Source organism: Streptosporangium sp. NPDC049644 (assembly GCF_040675205.1).
Lineage (GTDB): Bacteria > Actinomycetota > Actinomycetes > Streptosporangiales > Streptosporangiaceae > Streptosporangium > Streptosporangium fukuiense.
Map to the genome: position 1 here is coordinate 1 of NZ_JBFAOJ010000001.1, position 18,603 is coordinate 18,603.

The window sequence follows — 18,603 nt, forward strand, 5'->3', positions numbered from 1 at the left end:
CAACCTGGCCGAGGCGCACGGCGGCACAGCCACGGCCACCAGCGTGCCAGGCGTCCGCATCACGATCTTGGTCTTGACCTTCTTCACGAAGTACCAGCTCTTGGTGCCCAGACGCTCCAGCTCGTCCCGGGAGAGGTCCTCGGCGCCGGTCTGGAGGTCGTAGGTGTCGACGCCCAGGATGGCCTCGGCGGTCCGCCCCGACTTCTTGCCGAGCTTCACCGTGATCGTGATGATCTCGTAGTCATCGATATCAAGGGCGTAGGGGGTGAAGCACCAGAAACCGTCTTCGTAGTTGCCGCATTCCGTGCCCTTGGGCGCGGAGACCGCGGTGGCCTTGGCCCCCTTGGGCAGCAGGCCGCCCATGTAGAAGGCGTCGGCCTCGTAGGGACCCTTGTTGACGGCCTTGATCCGGTAAGTGATCTTTCCGCCGGCCTTCGCCTTCTTCGGCGCGGAAACCGTGACCGCGAAGGAGGAGAACGGTTCGGCCGCGGACTTGACCGTCGCCGCGGGCGCCTGCGTGGAGGCGGCCGAGGCGGGGGCGGTGAGCAGCATGCCACCGGCCAGCGGGGCGACCAGAGCAAGGGCGACGATCCTGGAGATCGGGTGGCGCATCAAACGTCTCCCAGCTGGAGGGTTGGGGGACGCCTGGAACGTCCCATAAAGTTCCAGCGTTTTATCACACATATAGATGTGAGGAGAAATCAATATTCAATTGTGTATTTAGTGGAACGCCTGGCGTGACGTCGGGCTGAGCGGGGCGCGAAGCGCGTGGTGACCGCGCCGCCCGGCCCGCCTGGCGGGAGCCGGGCCCCGGGACGACCTGAGCCCGGAGAGGGGCGGGACCCCGAGCCGGGTGGAGGTCCGGGTTCCGTGCGGAACCCGAATCGCGAAAAGTTGGTTTCTGGAAATCCAGAAAAGGGACTTCGGGGTATAAAACAGGCCGAATCCATCCGCGCGTGCCGCGTCATTGACCTAAGGGGACGGTGACACGCGCGGAACGATCGGCCGGCTAGCGGAGCACCCGGGTCTTCACCCGCACGTACTTGACGTCGCTGCCGATGTCGATGCCGTGGATGTCGAAGGTGCCGAGCCCGCCCGCGGGGACGTCGATCGAGGCCGAGCCGAAATCGGCGGTCGCGGTGCCCCTGGCGCTGTTCCTCAACCAGACCCTGACCTTGATGGTGGCCGTCTTCCCGGGGTTCAGGGTGTCGAGCAGGCAGCCCACCTCGCGGCCGGAGATCTCGCAGTACGACCCGGCGGGCTTGCGGATGACGCGGACCTTGGAGACCTGCGAGGGAAGGTAGCCGCCGATGTAGGCGATGTCGGTGTACCACTTGCCCACGTTCTTGGTCGTGAGCGTGTAGACGTACGAGTCACCCGCCCAGGCCCTGCGAGGGTAGGTGACGGTCAGCTTCAGCGGCGCGAGCGGCTTGTCGGCCTGGACCGCCCCCTGCGGGGCGGTGATCCGGGGAGCCGCGGCGTTCGCGGTTCCAGGGGTGAGCAGCATGCCTCCCGCCAGGGCGATGGCGGCGAAGGCGGTCAGGTGCCGGCGCATTTCTTTACTCCAGTCGGAATTCGGTGATCCCCCGTTGGGTACTGCGATCAGCATGCGGGAGCCCACTTGTGGATTCCTTGTGACTGACTGGCCGGCCGAACGGTGAGCGGCCGGACGACGCCTCGGGGTCTCCGCCTCTCTCACCCGGTCCCGCGACGTCGCCTCCTCGACGGGACGGCCGGTTCGGAACCGTTGAGCAGTTCGGTCAGCGCGGGATTGTCGATGTCCGCGCCGAGCAGCCGAGCGGACGTGAGCGCCTGCCGATCGCCGAGGCGGTACCGGTGAAGGTGCGCACGCACCACGAGTTCGCGCATCTCACAGCGGGCGGTCAGCGACGCCAGGGTCGCGACGAGCGGCCTGGCCCGGTCCTGGTCGTCGTGATCCAGGGCGGTGGTGATCATCGCGTCCAGCACGTACGCGTGGACCCACTGGTAGCGGTCGGGTACCCGGTTGCAGCGGAGTGCCGCTTCACCGAACCATTCCCCGGCCGCGACCCGGTCGCCCCGGCCGGCGTTGAGCAGGCCCAGACCGCGCGCGGCCATGCCCTGCCAGCACGGGTCGTTGAGCTGGCAGGCCATCACCCACGCCTGTTCGAGCCGGTCGGCCGCCATGTCCGTCTCGCCGGTGTACAGATCGAGTTCGGCCCGGAGGGTCTGCGGCCAGGGCAGGAAGGCCATCCAGCGCTGTTCGTGCACCAGCTCCAGAGACCGGGACAGCGCGACGGCGGCCTGGCTGTGCTCGCCGCGCAGCAGGTGTGCCCGAGCCGTTATCGACAGCGACCACGCCTCCTGCCGGCGATCGGCACAGCCACCGGCCCGCTGGACCGACTCCCCGAGGTGCTCGAAGGCGGCCGGGTAGTCGCCGAGGTCGGAGGCGTTCATGCCACGAACACCGAGAACCGCGGCGAGCTCCTCGTCGGTCTCGGCCATCGCCTGCGCTTTCGCCAGCCACACGTCGGCGGTTCCGCGCCGGCCCGCCTGCACCTCGACGAACCCCAGTTCCCGGTGAGCCGTCACGGCGGTGGCGCGGTCGCCCGTCCGAGTGGCCAGCAGGATCGCCTCGTGCAGCACCACTGCCCCCTCCTCGTCCCGGCCGCGCACCGCGTGGACCAGCGCGCCCCCCAGGGCCGCCAGCGCACGACCCTGCAGCGCGGCATCCCGGCAGCGGGCCGCTTCGACCACGGCCCGGCGCAGGCACTGGAGGCCGGCGTCGACGGCACCGGCCGCGATGGCGGCGCGGCCCGCTTCGAGCTGGCTGGAGGCCGCGGCCTGACCGCCCAGCGGCAGCGCCGTCAGGGAACCCAAGCCCACGGCCGCCGCCTCCCGAAGCGCCGCGGAGGCCTCGACACCGAGTTCACGTCGCAGGACGTCCTCGCACACCGCGACCTGCCGCAGGGCGGCGGTTCGATCGCCGGTCACCGCGAGGCTCCGCACCAACAGCTCGTGGTTGCCTTCCTCAAGCGGGTTGAGAGCCACCGCACGCGAGGCGTACGCGATCGCGTCACCCGCGCGCCCCGACGCCATCAGGGCGACCGCCGCCTGGCGCAGCCGCGCCTCGACGGTGGCCGAGACACGGTGCCGCTCCACCAGCAGCCACGACTCGAACTCCGGGCTGGAGGCCGGGAGCACACCTTCGAGCAGCTCGCCGCCGAGGTCCAGGAGCACGGAGGGGTCGGCGTATTCGCGGGTGAGCAGATGGACGTCGACGGCCACGTCGTCACCGAATGTGGTGACCACCGGATCACCACCGAACAGGTCGGGCACGCCGAGGGCTCGGCGCAGCTCGGCGAGCGTCCAGCGCAGGGCTCCCAGCGGGTCGTCGGCCTGGCCGAAGAGCAGCTCGGCCAGGCGCTTACGGCTGGGTGGCCGCTCCGCCAGCAGCAGGTAGCCGAGGAGGGCCCACGCCTTCCGCCCCCGCGGCGGACGGACCGGCCGGCCGTCCCGCTCGATGGCCGGCGGCCCCAGCAACCGGATCGTCAACATGAACGCACCTCCTCGGCTTCGGTCGTGGTACCGGCCGCCACAGGCGTCCGTCCACCGGGCCTGAGTCAGCCGACCGGCGTGCCCGCGGCCAGGGCCCTCACGTCCGCGGTTGTCAGCGGCAGTCCGCCGATGCCCCAGCCACCGCTCTTGACGTCCTCGACGACGACCCAGGTCACCGAGCGCATGTTCTCGCCCTCGATGGCGACCATCGCCTCGGTGAGCGTCTTCACGATCTCGGACTTCTGGGCGTCGGTGAACACCCCTTCGATGACCTTCACATTGATGAGTGGCATTGGTCCCCTCCGTTCGTATGGTGTGCCGGCACACCCGGCGTGTCCATGCCCTGAACCATCCGGTACGTGGGTGTGAGCGAGCGTGTGATGGATCGAGCCGTGCCCGCTCCCTCGCACGCCGCCGCCGAACGGTGGCTCCGAGCTCTCAGCGGGCCGGGTCTAGAGTCGTTCCGTGAGTTCCGAGAGTTCCGAGAGTTCCGAGAGTGAGGACCTGGACGCCGTGCTGCACGCGGTGAGCTCGGCCGTCCTCGCGGTGACCAGGCATCTGTCGGTCCGGGAGGTGCTCGGCGTCATCGTGCGGTCGGCGGGGCGGCTGCTGGACGCCCGCTACGCCGCGCTGGGGGTGCCCGACGACCAGGGGGCGTTCGCCGAGTTCGTCGCCGAGGGCATCTCCGACGAGGAGTGGGACGCGATCGGGCCCACGCCCCGCCAGCACGGCATGCTCGGCGCCATGCTGCGCGAGGGCGTGCCGGTCAGGCTTCCCGACATCCGCAGGGACCCCCGGTTCGAATCCTGGCCCCGTGCCCACCCGGTGCTCAAGGACTTCCTCGGTGTGCCGATCCTCGACGGGGACGAGGTGCTCGGCATCATCTTCCTGTCCAACAAGCGGGCCCCGGGCGGCTTCACCGAGGCCGACCAGCGGCTGCTCACCATGTTCGCCGCGCACGCCGCGCTCGCCCTCACCAACGCCCGCCTGTACGAGCGGAGCCGGGAGCTCACGCTGGTGGAGGAGCGCACCCGGATGGCCAGGGAACTGCACGACGCGGTGACCCAGAAGCTGTTCTCGCTGCGCCTCACCGCGCGGGCCGCGGCGTCGCTGGTCGCCGGCGACCCCGTACGGGCGGTGCGGGAGCTCGACCGGGTGGAACGGCTGGCGGGAGAGGCGCTGGCCGAACTGCGGGCGGTGATCGTCGAGCTCCGGCCGGCCGAACTCGACCGGCACGGCCTGGCCGAGACGCTCCGCAAGCACGTCCGCCTGCTCGACCGGCTCCACCCGGCCTCGTTCTCGTTCGAGGAGGCTCCGGTGTGCGACCTCGAACCCGAGATCGAGGCGGTCGTGCTGCGGGTGGCCCAGGAGGCGCTGCACAACGCCTCCAGGCATTCGAAGGCACGTGCCGTCGGCGTACGGCTGGGTTGCGAGGGCGGGCGCGTGTTTCTGGAGGTGAGCGACGACGGGACGGGATTCGAGGTGGCCGCCGCCGTGGGACGGGGGCTGGGCATCGCCTCGATGGGCGATCGGGCGGAGGCCGTCGGCGGCAACGTGCGGGTGAGGTCGGAGCCGGGGTGCGGCACGCTCGTCCGGATGGAGGTGCCGGCGTGATCCGCGTCCTGATCGCCGACGACCATCCGGTCGTCCGGCAGGGGCTGCGTACCTTCCTGGACCTCCAGGGGGACCTCGACGTGGTCGGCGAGGCCGCCGACGGCGCCGAGGCGGTCGCCCTGGTGGAGACCCTCGCCCCGGACGTGCTGCTGCTCGACCTGAAGATGCCGGTCCTCGACGGGCTCGGCGCGCTGCTCCTGCTGGGGGAGCGCGGACTGTCGCCGCGGGTGCTCGTGCTGACCTCGGTCAGCGACCGGGAGGACGTGGCCCCGGCGATCCGGGCGGGCGCGGCGGGCTTTCTGTACAAGGACATCGAACCGGCGGCGCTCGTGCACGCGATCCGGGCGGTGCACGGCGGCCAGGTGCTGCTCGCCCCCGAGGCCGCGGAGGCGATGCTCTCCCTCCCCGGGCCCTTTCCGGCCACGCCGGAGGACAGGCGGGCGGCGTCGTTGACCGAACGGGAGCGCGAGGTGCTCGCGCTGATCGCGTCGGGCCGTTCCAACCGGGAGATCGCCAGACGGCTCACCGTGGCGGAGAAGACCGTGAAGACCCACGTCTCCAACGTGCTGATGAAGCTGGGCGTGCAGGACAGGACCCAGGCCGCCCTCTACGCGGTGCGGAACGGCCTGGCCTGACCGGCTGCGAGGTCAGGTGTCCTTCTTCTCCTCACGCCGTCCCGGCGGCGGGGGCGGTGGCGGGGGAGGCGGCGGCGGTGGCGGGGTGTACTTTCCGCCCCCACTGCGCTTGGGTTTGGGCGGAGTGGGGTGGACGATCTTGGTTTTCACCGTCTTGAGGTAGTACCAGTGGGGGAAGTTCAGCCGCTTCCACTCGTCGCGGCTGAGGTCCGCGCCTCCGGTCGGGACGTTCCAGGTGTCGGCGCCGAGCTTGGCGACCGCGGTGCCCCTGGTCCGCTTGTTGAGCTTGACCCAGATGCGCACCGTCTCCGAGTCGCCCTTGCCGAGGATCCAGGGCGTCACGCACCAGAAGCCGTCGGTGTAGAAGTCGCAGTCGGTGCCTTTCGGGCCCTTGTAGTAGACGGTCTTGCTGATGCCTTTCGGCAGGAGGGTCCCGCCTACGTAGAAGTAGTCGGCCTTCTGCGGTCCCCGATTGGTAATTTTGATCGTATACATGAACTCTTGGCCGCTTCTGACCCGTTTTGGGGCTTTAACCGAGACCTTGAAAGCGGACCAGGGCCTGTCCAGACTCGCCGCTGACGGGGCCGCGGCCGAGACGTCCGTCCAGGTCGCCGCCAGGGCCTTGGGGGAAGCCGGGAACTGCGTGTTCGCGGTGGCGGCCGAGGCGCTGGGGGCGATCGCGAGCGGAGTGATGAGGCTGAGACCTAGGAGCGTGCCGAAGCTTCGGCGCATGGGCGTCTCCGCACGAGCTAGGGGTGACCGGGGTCACCATTTGTTTCGAAGATTATGACTTAAGAAGGACACGCCGGAAGCGTGAATGATCTACCTGAAAATTAGTTATTTGCGTATCTTTGGTGACTCGGGGTGGCGGCGGTTCGCAGGCTGGACGACGGGGAGGCTCAGGTGCCGGACACGAACCCGTTGCGCAGGGAGGACCCGGAGTCACTGGGCGACTACCGGCTGCTCGGCCGCCTCGGCGAGGGGGCGCAGGGGGTGGTCTACGCGGGCCGGGGGCCCGACGGGGGGATGGTGGCGATCAAGCTGCTCCACCCCAGGCTGAGTGACACCGGCATGGACGGCGACCGGTTCCTCCGCGAGGTCTCCGCCGCCCGCCGGGTGGCGCCGTTCTGCACCGCCCAGGTGCTGGGCGCCCACATGGACGGTGACCGCCCCTACATCGTGAGCGAGCTGGTGGAGGGGGTCTCCCTGCAGCGGGTCGTGCAGGCCGAGGGACCCCGCGGCGGCAACGTGCTCCACCGGCTCGCGGTCGGCACCGTGACCGCGCTGGCCGCCATCCACCGGGCGGGCATCGTGCACCGCGACTTCAAGCCCAGCAACGTGCTGCTCGGTCCCGACGGACCCCGCGTGATCGACTTCGGCATCGCCAGGGCCCTCGACTCGGCGATGACCGTGACGAGCGGAGTGGTCGGCACCCCCGCCTACATGTCGCCGGAACAGGTGTCCGGGCACCGGGTCGAGCCCTCCTCCGACATGTTCAGCTGGGCGTTGACGATGGTGTTCGCCGCGACCGGGCGGCCCGCGTTCGGCCAGGACAGCGTGCCCGCGGTCATCTACAGGGTGATGAACGAGGACCCCGACCTGTCCGAACTCCCCGACACCCTGCGGCCGATCGTCACCTCGTGCCTCAGCAAGCAGGCCGAGGAGCGGCCCAGCGCCTCCGAGGTGCTGTTCGCGCTTCTGGACACCCAGTCGGAGGAGGCGTCCGCTCCCGAGTCTCCACAACCTCCACAACCTTCACCCGCCGCCTCGCCCGCGCCTTCGCCGCCCGCTCCCGAGACGTTGTGGGTGCGGCCGTCAGGGGCGGATCAGGGGGAGTCCGGCGCGGCCCGCGACCACGCTCCGGGCGGCAGGGCGGGCACCTCCCCGGCCGCTCCTCCGCCCGCGGCCGTTCCCTTCGCCTCCCCGGCGGGACCCGCGCGCTACCCGGGCAATCTGACGCCCGTCGGCCGGCAGGCCGCGTCCCCGCAGGGGGCGTACCCCCCGCCACCGCCGCGGCACCCGGACCTTTTCGGTGAACCGGTACCCACAGCGCCCGGCGAGCACGGGACGCGGCGCAGACGGGCCGCCCTCGTCGCCGGGGTGCTCGTGGGAGCCCTGGCCCTGGCCACCGCCGTGCTGGTGGCGGTGCCGAGCATGCGGAGCGACACCACGGCGAGCTCCCCGGCTCCCGATGACGGCACGCGGAGGCCGTCGCCCTCGGCTCCCGCCACGCCGCCCTCCACGGCCGCCTCGCAGGCCCTGCCCCCGGCCCCCGCGGAGAGCCTCACGACGGCGCCGGCCTCCGAGCCGTCCGAGCCGTCCGAGCCGTCCGAGCCGTCCGAGCCGTCCGAGCCGCTCGCCGTGCCGCCCGCCGCGGTGCTCTTCGACGGTCAGGACGGCAAGGCGCTCAAGGGGCACAGCAAGGCCGTACAGTCCCTCGCCAAGGCCGAGGTCAAGGGCAGGCCCACGGTGGTCTCGGGCAGCCAGGACGGCTCGCTCGGGATATGGGACCCCGCCGAGCACAAGAGGCTCCACCGGCTCCGCGGCCACCGGGGCGAGGTCTACGCGGTCGCCACCGTCACCTTCGGCGGCACGCCGTACGCGGTGACCGGCGGCTACGACCACTCCGTCCGCCTGTGGAACCTGAAGACCCGCAAGAGCAGGGTTCTCGGCCATCACCCCATCGCGGTCTTCTCCGCCGCGGCGGGCGTGGTGAACGGCTCACCGGTCGCCGTCACCGGGGACGGTGACGGCACGCTCCGCTTCTGGAACCTGAAGAGCCGCAGATTGCTCAGAGTCGTCTCCGCGCACCGCGACGACGTCAACTGGCTCGCCTTCGGCAAGATCGGAAAACGCTCCGTCGTCGTGTCCGCCAGTGCCGACAAGACGCTGAGGATCTGGGACCTCGTCACCAGGAAGCGGTACGGCAAGGTCTACCGGGGGCACAGCGGGCGGGTCTTCTCGGTGGCCTTCGGCAAGCTGGGCGACCGCACCGTGATCGCCTCGGGCGGCAAGGACAAGAAGATCAGGATCTGGGACCCGAAGACCTCCAAGACCATCGGCAAGCCGCTCAAGGGTCACGGAGGCAACGTCTACTCCCTGGCGTTCGGCACGGTGGACGGGCGCACCGTGCTGGTGTCGGGCAGCACGGACGGGACCGTCCGGCTCTGGGACCCGGCCGAGGGCGAACCCCTGGGCAAGGCGATCAAGGCGCACAAGGGCGGGGTCTACGCGGTCGCCGTCATGACCGTCGGCGACCGCATGGTGGCCGTCTCGGCGGGCAAGGACCGCACCGTCAAGCTCTGGAAGCTGACCTCCGGCCGGTGAACCGTCCCGTGACAGGCCCTCGGAGCAGGCCCTCAGACCAGCTCGGTGATGGCGTGGTGGGCGACCACCCGGGCCCGGCGCACCGCGCGATCGAGCTCACGCAGGGCCTCGGCGCGTACGGCGAGCTGGCCCGAGGTGAGCCCCCGCTCGTCGGCTATGCGGAGCACCGCGGAGAGACGGGCGGCCAGGGCGGCGACCCGATGGGCGCGGGCGGGATAGCCGGGAGCCAGGCCGTCATCGACGACTCTCAGCTGCCGGTGGCCCTGGGCCGGACCCTCCACGCCGAGCATGGCGTCGGTGGCCACGCGCATCGCGCGGGTCAGCTCGTGCTCCGCCTCGGCGAGAGAGGGCAGGTCAGGTGCCACGGCCCGGGCCTCCAGCACGCTCCAGCGAACCCCGGCGTACGATGACCCGCGGTGGTCCTTTACCGGGACCAGGCCAAGGCATCTGTCACCGAGCACGGCTGTCGCCGCCTGTCCGGCCTCGATGGCCGCGGAGTTGAAGGGGGGCGGTCCGGTGAGTCCGAGCGGGTCGCCCGGGACGGGCAGGGCCAGTCGCAGCGACTTCATACCCTCGATCCGCAGGTCGGCGAGGAACCCGCGGAGGGGAAGGTCGCCGCTTTCCGCGGCGACGAGTTGGGGGCCGGCCTGTCGTTCCACGCGGTCGGCGGCCTCGTCGAGGCCGACCTGTCCGGCGAGCCAGGCGTTGCCCCAGCAGACCAGGGTGGCCGAGATCGGTGAATCAGGGTGCACCGATCCACGATATGCGCTCACCCTGCAATAGGTTTTGTTCCAGCGATTCACAAGGAGGCGTAGGGGATGGGCGGTCAGGTGCTTCGGCTACAGGACGTCACCGTCCGCAGGGACGGGGCGGCCCTGCTGCGGGAGATCGACTGGACCGTTCACGAGGACGAGCGGTGGGTCGTCATCGGTCCCAACGGCGCGGGGAAGACGACGTTGCTGCAGGTGGTCGGGGCGATGCTGTTCCCCACCGAGGGCATCGTGGAGATTCTGGGCGAGCGGCTCGGCCAGAGCGACGTCTTCGAACTGCGGCCCCGCATCGGGCTCGCGAGCGCCTCGCTGGCGGAGAAGGTGCCGCCGGAGGAGAAGGTCATCGACCTGGTGCTCACGGCCTCGTACGCCATCCTCGGCCGCTGGACGGAGGAGTACGACTCCCACGACGTCACGCGCGCCGTCGAGCTGATCGACCAGTTCGGATGCGCCCACCTGATCCGGCGCCGGTTCAACACGTTGTCCGAGGGAGAGCGCAAGCGGGTCCAGATAGCCCGCGCGCTCATGCCGAACCCGGAGCTGCTGCTGCTGGACGAGCCCGCCGCCGGCCTGGACCTGGGCGGGCGTGAGGACCTGGTCCGCCGCCTGGCGACGTTCGCGCACGATCCGAAGGCGCCGACCATGGTGCTGGTCACCCACCACGTGGAGGAGGTGCCCAGCGGGTTCACCCACGCGCTGCTGCTCCGGCACGGCTCCGTGGTGGCCCAGGGGCCGATCGAGCAGGTGATGACGGCGGAGAACCTGTCGCACACCTTCAGCGTCCCGCTCAGCCTGGATCAGGGGCGGGACGGCCGGTGGTACGCGCGGGCGCACCAGTTCTGAACCTATTTCGGTTGTCCAAAAACCGGTAAAGCATACCCCTGCTGCGAGACGGCTGCCGGGCTCCTCCTAGCATCCGGTAAGTGCCGTGCACCTCGTCATGGGCGCGAGCCTCACCAGCGAAGGGGAGTTCATGACACCGTGGGAGGCGGCCGCGATCTTCGTGGCCGGTATCGGAGCCGGAGGCATCAACGCCGTTGTCGGCTCCGGATCTCTGATCACGTTTCCGACCATGGTCGCGCTGGGGATGCCGCCGGTCGTCGCCAACGTCTGCAACAGCGTCGGCCTGGTCCCGGGCTCGCTGACCGGCGCGCTCGGCTACCGGGCGGAGTTGAAGGGACAGCGCCAGCGGCTGATCCGGCTGGGAATTCCGACGATCGTCAGTGCGGTGATCGGCGGGGTGCTCCTGCTCTATCTCCCCGCGGAGACGTTCAACATCGTGGTGCCCGTCCTGATCGGCGTGGCGTGCGTGCTGGTGATCGCCCAACCGAGACTCAACAGGTGGTTGAGCGCCCGGCGGGAGCACGCCCAGCCGCACGGTGGCCCCTGGCTCTGGGTCGGTGTCTTCGCCTGTGGCATCTACGGCGGCTACTTCGGCGCCGCGCAGGGCGTGCTGCTCATCGGGCTGCTCGGCAGTTTCCTCGACGACGGCCTGCAGCGGATCAACGCGGCCAAGAACGTGCTCTCGCTGCTGATCAACATGTCCGCCGCGGCGCTGTTCATCCTGATCGCGGAGATCGACTGGCTGGCGGTGCTGATGGTCGCGCTGGGCGCCGCGATCGGCGGTTTCCTCGGGGCGAGGATCGGCAGGAAGCTGCCCGCTCCGGTATTGCGCTGGTTCATCGTCTGCATCGGTGTGGTGGCGATAGTCAAACTGGTGTACGGGTGAACCTGCCTACTAGTGGGTACCAATTAGGTATGAAAGGTGACAAGGTCGAGGTTGTCATCGACGCAGGAGACAGCTCCCGTACCTACGAGGTCAGCGCCACCAGAGCAGGACGCCGTGTTGAGGTGGCCAACGCACGCGGCGGTGTCGTCGAGGTGAGCGAGGTCACCCGGAGCGGAACGGCCGTGCGCACCGCCCGGTTCATGTCCAGCCGGATCCTCGCCCTGGTGGAACACCCCGCCGACGGCAAGTCCGGATAACCCGAACAGGCCGGCGTCGCGCCCGGGTGAGGTGGTCCGTCATACCTGGGCGGGACGGACCTGGAGCACGCCGTCGCGGCGGATCCGGGTCTCGAAGGACGGCTGGGGGGCGGTGGCCGGGCCGTGTACGACGGCACCGTCGGAAAGTCTGAAGGTGCTTCCGTGCCACGGGCAGACCACGCAGGCGGTGCCCTCCTCGGAGATCAGGCGCCCCTGGTGGAGCGGCCCGGCCAGATGGGCGCACTGGTCGGCGAGGACCGTGACGCTGCCCCCGACCCGGAGCACGAACAGGTCGATGTAGCCGAGCCGCCGCGTCACCGGACGTCCGTCGGGCAGATCGCCGATCTCGCACAGGTCGTGCCAGCCCAGCGGGACCAGGTGGGCGACGGACTCGGCGTGGTTGGACCCGGCCGCCTGCCGGTAGGCGAGGTGGCCGCCGAGGTAGCCGCCCATGCTCGCGGCACCCAGCCCGACGAACGACAGCAGCCGGCCGGTCCGGTCGCGCCCGGTCATCCGGAACACCAGCGATCCGGCGTAGAGCCCGAGGGAGGCCAGGTTGGCGATCGCGTGCACGAACCCCACCCGCTGCTGCTCGCGGTGGAGCGCGGACCAGTCGACGATGCCCGCGGCCACCGCCGGGGTGGCGGTGGCGAGCCCACCCGCGACCAGCAGTTGCGACGCGCGTGGATCCGAGCGGGTCACGTCGAGCACCGCGGTCGCCGCCCAGAGGCCCAGGCTGAGGTTGGCGAGCGGTGGATGGAGCGGTTTGCCGAGCGGTACCCCGTGCAGCAGGTCACGGAGCAGGCCGGGACCGATCCTTCGGCGTACGGCCTTGGCGAGTATGCGGATCGGCCGATCGGCCCTGGGTGACCGCTCGATCCGCTCGGTGAACTCGACCCCGGGCACCAGACGCTTAAAAGTTCGGCGCCCTGTTTTGACGCTTTCCTTCACTATCGCCCCCTCTCGACCCATAGGGACCTACCCGGGAACGGGGTTATGCACGCGCCAAATGTCCTCGGCTGACAGAGAGAGCGATGATCTCGGTGGCGTAGGCGCCCAGCGTCGCCGACCCCTCCTCGATGATTTTCACCTTCTCCAGCACCTGTTCCGCCGTCACCTTGTAGAGCGACCAGGTACCGCCCTCGTTGTGGTGATTGGCCATGATGGGCGCGATCCGGTCGAGGGCCTTGGCGAACTTGGCCTCGGGAGTCCTGCGCTCCTCGAACTCGTCCCAGAGGTCGCGCAACCGCGCGGCCTGGTCGTCCGGGAGCAGCCCGAAGATCCGGTCGGCGGCCTTGCGCTCGATGCCCAGCTGGGCCTCGACGGCGGAGGCGTCGTAGATGAAGGTGTCTCCCGCGTCGATCTCGACGATGTCGTGGACGAGCAGCATCGCGACGACCCTGTCGAGGTCGGTGCCCGGTGGCGCGTGTTCGGCCAAGACCATCGCCAGCATGCCCACGTACCAGGAATGCTCGGCGTCGTTCTCCCGCCGCGACCCGTCCATGAGGGTGTTGCGGCGGACGATGCGTCTGAGCTTGTCGATCTCCATGGCGAAGGTGAGCTGAGCGTGTAGACGGTCCTGTGCTAAAGGGGTGGTCACGCGCGCAAGCCTAATGCGCGTCGATCCCCCTTTTCCGAGCGATCATGGGATCATGTCCGACCGAGCGTGACGGGAACCCCGTTGAACACGGCGTTTCCCGAGGGTACGTCCACGATGGAATCGTCTGTCAGCGCGTTCACGTTGACCCCCGCGTGCTTGGCGGCCACCAGCTGCGAGGTGCCCGCGTGTCCCCATCCGTGGGGCAGGCTCACCACCCCCGGCATGATCGTGTCGGTCGGCTCCAGCGGTACGACCAGCTCGCCGGCCGCCGAACGGACCACCGCGTGCTCGCCCAGCCCGAACCTGCTCACGTCGTCCGGATTGATCTGCAGGGTGCACCGGTTGGTCCCGCCGACCAGCGGGCCCACGTTGTGCAGCCAGCTGTTGTTGGAGCGCAGGTGGCGCCGGCCGATCAGCACGATCTCCGCGGGGGGCACGGTCAGCCGCCCGCGCAGCCGCGCGACGTCCTCGACCAGCCGCGGCGGGGCCAGCTCCACCCGCCCGGAGGCGGTACGGACGATCTCCGTCAGCCGAGGCTCCAGAGCGCCCAGGTCGATGCCGTGCGGATTCGCCAGGAGCGTGGCCAGGGAGAGCCCGTAGGGGCCGAGCCTGAGCATGGCGTCCAGCCGCATCTCGGCTCCGCTGCCGCCGTCCAGCGAGGCACGCAGCTCGGCCGGGTCCCCGCCCTCCATCGGCGAGCCGGGCGTCTCGACCGCCTTGCGGAGCATCTGGTCGAGGATCAGCTCGTCGAGCAGGGCCGGGTCGGCGTCCGCCCCCTGCCCAGAGGCGATCATCGTCAGCCGCGCCATGATCTCGGCCTCGGAGGGACGTCCCGGCTCCAGCGGCAGGACCGGCGGGGAGAACCTCGCGTAGTTGCGGACCGCGACGAACAGCAGCGACAGGTCGTAGTGCGGCGACTGCATCACCCGGGGCGGCGGCAGGATGACGTTCGCGTGCCTGGTGGTCTCGTTCAGGTACGGGTCCACGCAGACCATGAACTCCAGGTCGCGGAAGGCCGCGTCCAGCCGGGGGCCGCCCGGCGCCGACAGCACCGGGTTGCCGGCCACCATGACCAGCCCCCTGACCTGCCCCTCGCCCGGTGTCTCGATCTCGTCCGCGAGGGTGGCCACCGGGAGCTCACCGTTCGCCTCCGGCAGCCCGCGGACGCGGCTGTGCCAGCGTCCCGTGGTGTACGGCTTGCTCCTGCGGCCGTTCTCCACCGCGGTTTTCGCGAACATGACCCCGCCGGGGCGGTCGAAGTTGCCGGTCAGGATGTTGACGACGTCGACCAGCCACTGCGTGACGGTGCCGAACTCGACGGTGCAGGTGCCGATCCGGGCGTAGACGGCGGCGGTCGGGGCCGCGGCCAGCTCGCGCGCCAGCCGTACGATCTCCGCGGCGGGCACCCCGCAGATCGGGGCCACGGTCTCCGGGGTGAAGTCCTCCGCCAGCCGCCTGACCTCGTCCAGCCCGTTGACCTCGACGCCCACCGAGGTCAGATCCTCGGCGAAGAGGGTGCGGACGATGCCGAACAGCAGGTAGGCGTCGGTGCCCGGCCGCACGAACAGGTGCTCGTCGGCCAGAGCGGCGGTGCGGGTGCGGCGCGGGTCGACGACCACGAGCCTGCCCCCGCGCCCGCGCAGCGCCTTGAGACGGCCGGGGAAGTCGGGGGCGGTGCAGAGCGAGCCATTGGACTCCAGCGGGTTGGCGCCGAGCATCAGCAGGTAGTCGGTGCGGTCCAGGTCGGGCACCGCGATGGCCAGCGGGTCGCCGAGCATCAGGCCGCAGGAGACGTGCTTGGGCATCTGGTCCGCGGTGCTCGCGGAGAAGACGTTGCGGGTGCCGAGGGCGCGGATCAGGGGGGTGCCGTACAGGGCGCCCGCCATGGAGTGGGCGGACGGGTTGCCGACGTAGACGGCCAGAGACCGGCGGCCGTGTGTGTCGATCACGCCCTTCAGGCCCTCCTCGACCGTGCGGAACGCCTCGTCCCAGGAGGCCTCGCGCCACGCCTCGCCCGTCCGGATCATCGGGACGCCCAGCCGGTCCGGGTCCTCGTCGAGGCGGCCCAGGCTCGCTCCCTTGGGGCAGATGAACCCCCTGGAGAACGGGTCGTCCGGGTCGCCCTTGACCGAGGTGACGTGCCCGGTGTCGTCGAGGGTGAGCCGGAGGCCGCAGACGGCCTCGCAGAGGGGGCAGGTCCGGTGCGCTGTTCTCATCGGCACTCCTGAGTTCGGCAAGTGAACTCATCATGGCCGTAGGGCGGGGCGAGGGGAAGCCCCCGAGGGCGAACTCGGGGGCTTCGGTGCCGCCAGGAGGACGGGACGGCCGGTGGAACCCAGGTGGCCCGCTACGGCCCGCTACGGCCCGCTACGGCCCGCTACGGCCCGCTACGGCCCGCTACGGCCCGCTACGGCTCGCTGTGGCCCGTTGCAGCCCGTTGCAGCCCGTTGTGTCCTGCGGTCCGCTTCCGATGGACCGGAGGATCACGCGGCCCGTTGCCGGTGGTCGGCGGGCTCGTGCGGTCCGGGAAGCAGGTCGGCGGCGGAACGGGTATCGGACTCCTCCCGCACGGCCCGGTGGGCCCGTGGGCTGACCCAGTCCGTCCACCCGTACAGCCGGTCGAGTCCCAGCGGCGGGCCGGTGAACTCGTCCCTGCGGATGACCTCGACGGTCAGCAGGTGCGCCCATCTGCGGTGCCGAAGGACCACGGTGTCGCGGGCGTAGCACGCCGCCGCGATCTCGGCCGAGAACGCCTCGAAGTCCTCGGCACAGATCCCGGCCCTGGCGAGGATCAGCGCCCTCTCCCCGGCGGCGGAAGGAGTGATCCACAGCACCAGCGGGAGCCGTCCCGAGCGGGTGTGCATCCCGATCTCCACGCATGTCCTCTGCAGGCGGTGTCGGGAGATCAGGCACCACGCGTGCGTCCGTACCCACCTGCGCCCGGAGCGGGAGGCGGCGGGGACGCCGGAGGTGCAGGCCAGCAGGGCGGAGGGCCACCAGTGGCCCTGCTTGAAGGAGAGAGCCGCCGCGGCCAGGACGGCCGAGACGGCGGCGAGCAGGACGATCTCCGTCCGCCAGCGCCACAGCCGGACGAGAAGGCCCGTCCGGCCGGGGGGCCGGCCGTCGGGACGACCGTAGCGGTTGTCGCGGAGGTTACGCCGCGACATCGCCGTCCGCCCTCTTGTCGGGGACGGGCGCCAGGGCGAGGGCGGGGGCGGCGGTCCGCTCGGCCTTGAGGAGGTCGAACCGGGGCTCGCGGTAGCGCCTGCTCACGAAACCGGTCCTGGTCACGGTCCAGCCGAGCCGGTGGGCCCACTCGTCCTGGTCCATGCAGAGCTCTCGGTCGGTGATGTAGATCAGATCGAGGAGGAGGGTCTTGATTCCGCAGAGTCCCTTGGTACGGTGGAAGGACATAGGAGACTCCCTTCGTGGTTTCAACGTGGAGTTCTTGTGCCAACCGGGTCGGTGGCCGCCGGCCCGGTGCTTTTTTGCGCCCGATCGGGCGCCCCCTGACGCGTGCGACTCTGGGCCGTCGCCGGCCGATCTCCTCCGCTTCCTCTGCTGGCCTCCCCGGTTCAACTCCGTCGTGCTGGAGACGGCGCCGTCGCCGATCAGGTGCGCGCCCGTTTCGCTCCGCGCGCGATTCACGGAGGCCCTCGAAGACACCCCCGGATGATCACCGGTGGATTCCCCGATCTTCCGGGAACCTTCCTGTTCTGATAGTCGCTCAGCAGAGATTTCCCTGCAAGACTTGCCGTAAGGGAAAAAGCAATAAACTTCTCCGAATACACTGCAAACTACAGTGTAATTTGCACTACCATTCGTCTGGTTCCTGTTGAGGCCATGACGTCCACCCGCCCGTCATGGCGAGGAGGTCGTGATGCCGGAACGTGGTAGTCCAGCGCTCCGCCGGCGTCGGCTGGGCATGGAGCTTCGTCGGCTCCGTGAAGGCCTGAACATGACCGGCGACGAGGTGTCCGACCGTCTTGGCTGGTCGACCGCCAAGGTCAGCCGCATCGAGACCGCCAAGACACTGGCCAAGGAGGAGGACGTCGAGGCGCTCTGCGGGCTCTACGGGGTCGACGAGCACCTCCGGGAGGCTCTGGTCGCGCTGCGACACGACGCCGCCCGGAAGGGGTGGTGGGAGCGATATCGAAGCTCCGTCCCCGAGGACTACATCACGCTCATCGGGATGGAGGCGGAGGCCACCATGACGCGAGACTGGGAACCCCAGGTCGTGCCCGGACTTCTCCAGACGAAGGAGTACGCCCGGGAGGTCCTCGCGGCGGGTCAACACGCCAGCCAGCTACCGTCGAGCTGGTTTCAGGATCGCGCGGAGATCCGGATGATGCGCCAGCACACCCTGCTGCACGCGCCGCGACCGCTGACGCACATAAGCGTCTTCCACGAGTCCGTGCTGAAGAACCAGTACGGCGACGCCCAGGTCATGCGAGACCAGCTCCTGCATCTGATCGAGATCTCCCGGTTGCCGCACGTGGAGATACGGATCCTGCCCCAGGACGTTCCGCCGCCGGTGTCCACGGGCACCTTCGTGCACCTGACGTTCTCCGACTTCCCCGATGTCGTCTACCTGGAGTCCTTGTTCGGTGGACGGTTCATAGAGGACGCGGAAATGGTCTACGGGTACGAACGGGCCTTCGGCCACCTGATGGAAAGGGCTCTGGACGAGACGGCGTCACAGGAACTGATGAGAAACACAACGGAGTACTGGAAAAGATAGCGGCAGGCCGCTATGCACATATTGGAAGACAAATGAACAAGAAACATATCGGCGCCACCGAGTGGAAGAAAAGCTCGCTGAGTTCCGTGAACGGGAACTGTGTCGAGGTGGCGGTGCTGGACGGGGGCCGCACGGGGGTCCGGGACAGCAAGGAACGGTCAGGGCCGGTTCTGGTCTTCACCCGCGAGGAGTGGGGAATCTTCATCGGCGCGATCAAGAAGGACGGATTGCGTCTCTGAGGATTGAAGACGGCCCGCCGGTCGCGGGCCGTTTCCCCGGGCGCCTTTCGCCGCGAGAGCGGAGATGGGCGCCCTTCGTTTCGATCGGCCGCATCGTCGGGGCGCCCGGCCGGCCGGAGCCCGCCGTCCCGGTGTGTCGCCGGCCGGCACGGAC

Annotated in this window: 19 protein-coding genes; 8 read left to right on the top strand and 11 right to left on the bottom strand. The window is 69.9% G+C overall.

Features of this window, described 5'->3' with window-relative positions; translation table 11 throughout:
- The 4 genes from AB0J58_RS00005 to AB0J58_RS00020 all read right to left on the bottom strand — a co-directional run.
- Positions 1-612, bottom strand: a 612-nt coding sequence (locus AB0J58_RS00005) for a hypothetical protein (protein WP_364208022.1), incomplete at its 3' end; no start/stop codon positions are given.
- 397 nt (positions 613-1,009) lie between these two features.
- Positions 1,010-1,555, bottom strand: a complete 546-nt coding sequence (locus AB0J58_RS00010) for a hypothetical protein (protein ID WP_364208025.1) — start codon at positions 1,553-1,555, stop codon at positions 1,010-1,012.
- A gap of 140 nt (positions 1,556-1,695) precedes the next feature.
- Positions 1,696-3,537, bottom strand: coding sequence for a BTAD domain-containing putative transcriptional regulator (locus tag AB0J58_RS00015; protein ID WP_364208028.1), 1,842 nt, complete (start codon positions 3,535-3,537; stop codon positions 1,696-1,698).
- Positions 3,538-3,602: 65 nt separating this feature from the next.
- Positions 3,603-3,830 (bottom strand): 4-oxalocrotonate tautomerase family protein, encoded by a 228-nt coding sequence (locus AB0J58_RS00020; RefSeq protein WP_364208031.1) that lies wholly within the window; start codon positions 3,828-3,830, stop codon positions 3,603-3,605.
- Between the two features lie 172 nt (positions 3,831-4,002).
- On the opposite strand from AB0J58_RS00020, the gene AB0J58_RS00025 reads away from it, so the two are divergent.
- Both AB0J58_RS00025 and AB0J58_RS00030 read left to right on the top strand, forming a co-directional pair.
- A complete protein-coding gene (locus tag AB0J58_RS00025) occupies positions 4,003-5,151 on the top strand; it encodes a GAF domain-containing sensor histidine kinase (RefSeq protein WP_364208034.1) in 1,149 nt (382 codons plus the stop codon).
- Positions 5,148-5,786, top strand: coding sequence for a response regulator transcription factor (locus tag AB0J58_RS00030; RefSeq protein WP_364208037.1), 639 nt, complete (start codon positions 5,148-5,150; stop codon positions 5,784-5,786). The genes AB0J58_RS00025 and AB0J58_RS00030 overlap by 4 nt, the downstream gene beginning before the upstream one ends.
- Before the next feature lie 12 nt (positions 5,787-5,798).
- Here the strand turns inward: AB0J58_RS00030 and AB0J58_RS00035 are convergent, their stop codons facing one another.
- Positions 5,799-6,518, bottom strand: a complete 720-nt coding sequence (locus AB0J58_RS00035; protein ID WP_364208040.1) for a hypothetical protein — start codon at positions 6,516-6,518, stop codon at positions 5,799-5,801.
- A 171-nt stretch (positions 6,519-6,689) separates the two neighbouring features.
- Here AB0J58_RS00035 and AB0J58_RS00040 point away from each other — a divergent pair, with 171 nt between their 5' ends.
- Positions 6,690-9,113 carry a serine/threonine-protein kinase gene (locus tag AB0J58_RS00040; protein ID WP_364208043.1) on the top strand — a complete coding sequence of 808 codons (2,424 nt, stop codon included), beginning with the start codon at positions 6,690-6,692 and terminating at the stop codon, positions 9,111-9,113.
- A 32-nt stretch (positions 9,114-9,145) separates the two neighbouring features.
- Here AB0J58_RS00040 and AB0J58_RS00045 read toward each other — a convergent pair whose 3' ends face one another.
- Positions 9,146-9,865 (bottom strand): hypothetical protein, encoded by a 720-nt coding sequence (locus AB0J58_RS00045; RefSeq protein WP_364208046.1) that lies wholly within the window; start codon positions 9,863-9,865, stop codon positions 9,146-9,148.
- Between the two features lie 66 nt (positions 9,866-9,931).
- On the opposite strand from AB0J58_RS00045, the gene AB0J58_RS00050 reads away from it, so the two are divergent.
- The 3 genes from AB0J58_RS00050 (at position 9,932) to AB0J58_RS00060 (ending at position 11,869) form a co-directional block, all read left to right on the top strand.
- Complete coding sequence (locus AB0J58_RS00050) at positions 9,932-10,726, top strand: ABC transporter ATP-binding protein (protein ID WP_343961859.1); 795 nt, start codon at positions 9,932-9,934, stop codon at positions 10,724-10,726.
- Between the two features lie 130 nt (positions 10,727-10,856).
- A complete protein-coding gene (locus AB0J58_RS00055) occupies positions 10,857-11,612 on the top strand; it encodes a sulfite exporter TauE/SafE family protein (RefSeq protein ID WP_364208049.1) in 756 nt (251 codons plus the stop codon).
- Positions 11,613-11,641: 29 nt separating this feature from the next.
- Entirely contained in the window at positions 11,642-11,869 is a 228-nt protein-coding gene (locus AB0J58_RS00060; protein WP_364208052.1) for a hypothetical protein, read from the top strand.
- A gap of 39 nt (positions 11,870-11,908) precedes the next feature.
- On the opposite strand, the gene AB0J58_RS00065 is transcribed toward AB0J58_RS00060, so the two are convergent.
- The 5 genes from AB0J58_RS00065 to AB0J58_RS00085 form a co-directional block, all read right to left on the bottom strand.
- Positions 11,909-12,775 (bottom strand): Rieske 2Fe-2S domain-containing protein, encoded by an 867-nt coding sequence (locus AB0J58_RS00065; protein WP_343980868.1) that lies wholly within the window; start codon positions 12,773-12,775, stop codon positions 11,909-11,911.
- Positions 12,776-12,863: 88 nt separating this feature from the next.
- Positions 12,864-13,418, bottom strand: a complete 555-nt coding sequence (locus tag AB0J58_RS00070) for an HD domain-containing protein (protein WP_245651701.1) — start codon at positions 13,416-13,418, stop codon at positions 12,864-12,866.
- A gap of 101 nt (positions 13,419-13,519) precedes the next feature.
- The gene (locus AB0J58_RS00075) at positions 13,520-15,685 is read right to left on the bottom strand and encodes a molybdopterin-dependent oxidoreductase (RefSeq protein ID WP_364208055.1); all 2,166 of its coding nucleotides are present in this window, start codon (positions 15,683-15,685) and stop codon (positions 13,520-13,522) included.
- A 267-nt stretch (positions 15,686-15,952) separates the two neighbouring features.
- Complete coding sequence (locus AB0J58_RS00080) at positions 15,953-16,636, bottom strand: hypothetical protein (protein ID WP_364208058.1); 684 nt, start codon at positions 16,634-16,636, stop codon at positions 15,953-15,955.
- Positions 16,623-16,883 (bottom strand): hypothetical protein, encoded by a 261-nt coding sequence (locus tag AB0J58_RS00085; RefSeq protein ID WP_364208060.1) that lies wholly within the window; start codon positions 16,881-16,883, stop codon positions 16,623-16,625. The genes AB0J58_RS00080 and AB0J58_RS00085 overlap by 14 nt, the downstream gene beginning before the upstream one ends.
- Positions 16,884-17,349: 466 nt before the next feature.
- On the opposite strand from AB0J58_RS00085, the gene AB0J58_RS00090 reads away from it, so the two are divergent.
- Together AB0J58_RS00090 and AB0J58_RS00095 are read left to right on the top strand one after the other, a co-directional pair.
- Positions 17,350-18,210, top strand: coding sequence for a helix-turn-helix transcriptional regulator (locus tag AB0J58_RS00090; protein WP_364208063.1), 861 nt, complete (start codon positions 17,350-17,352; stop codon positions 18,208-18,210).
- A 32-nt stretch (positions 18,211-18,242) separates the two neighbouring features.
- On the top strand, positions 18,243-18,449 hold the full coding sequence (locus AB0J58_RS00095) for a DUF397 domain-containing protein (RefSeq protein WP_364208066.1): 207 nt from the start codon (positions 18,243-18,245) through the stop codon (positions 18,447-18,449).
- The last annotated feature ends 154 nt before the right edge of the window (positions 18,450-18,603 follow it).

Coding starts and splice junctions, on each gene's coding strand:
- AB0J58_RS00010 (WP_364208025.1), bottom strand. CDS start 1,555: ATGCGCCGGCACCTGACCGCCTTCGCCGCCATCGCCCTGGCGGGAGGC.
- AB0J58_RS00015 (WP_364208028.1), bottom strand. CDS start 3,537: ATGTTGACGATCCGGTTGCTGGGGCCGCCGGCCATCGAGCGGGACGGC.
- AB0J58_RS00020 (WP_364208031.1), bottom strand. CDS start 3,830: ATGCCACTCATCAATGTGAAGGTCATCGAAGGGGTGTTCACCGACGCC.
- AB0J58_RS00035 (WP_364208040.1), bottom strand. CDS start 6,518: ATGCGCCGAAGCTTCGGCACGCTCCTAGGTCTCAGCCTCATCACTCCG.
- AB0J58_RS00050 (WP_343961859.1), top strand. CDS start 9,932: ATGGGCGGTCAGGTGCTTCGGCTACAGGACGTCACCGTCCGCAGGGAC.
- AB0J58_RS00055 (WP_364208049.1), top strand. CDS start 10,857: ATGACACCGTGGGAGGCGGCCGCGATCTTCGTGGCCGGTATCGGAGCC.
- AB0J58_RS00060 (WP_364208052.1), top strand. CDS start 11,642: ATGAAAGGTGACAAGGTCGAGGTTGTCATCGACGCAGGAGACAGCTCC.
- AB0J58_RS00070 (WP_245651701.1), bottom strand. CDS start 13,418: ATGGAGATCGACAAGCTCAGACGCATCGTCCGCCGCAACACCCTCATG.
- AB0J58_RS00075 (WP_364208055.1), bottom strand. CDS start 15,685: ATGAGAACAGCGCACCGGACCTGCCCCCTCTGCGAGGCCGTCTGCGGC.
- AB0J58_RS00080 (WP_364208058.1), bottom strand. CDS start 16,636: ATGTCGCGGCGTAACCTCCGCGACAACCGCTACGGTCGTCCCGACGGC.
- AB0J58_RS00085 (WP_364208060.1), bottom strand. CDS start 16,883: ATGTCCTTCCACCGTACCAAGGGACTCTGCGGAATCAAGACCCTCCTC.
- AB0J58_RS00090 (WP_364208063.1), top strand. CDS start 17,350: ATGCCGGAACGTGGTAGTCCAGCGCTCCGCCGGCGTCGGCTGGGCATG.
- AB0J58_RS00095 (WP_364208066.1), top strand. CDS start 18,243: ATGAACAAGAAACATATCGGCGCCACCGAGTGGAAGAAAAGCTCGCTG.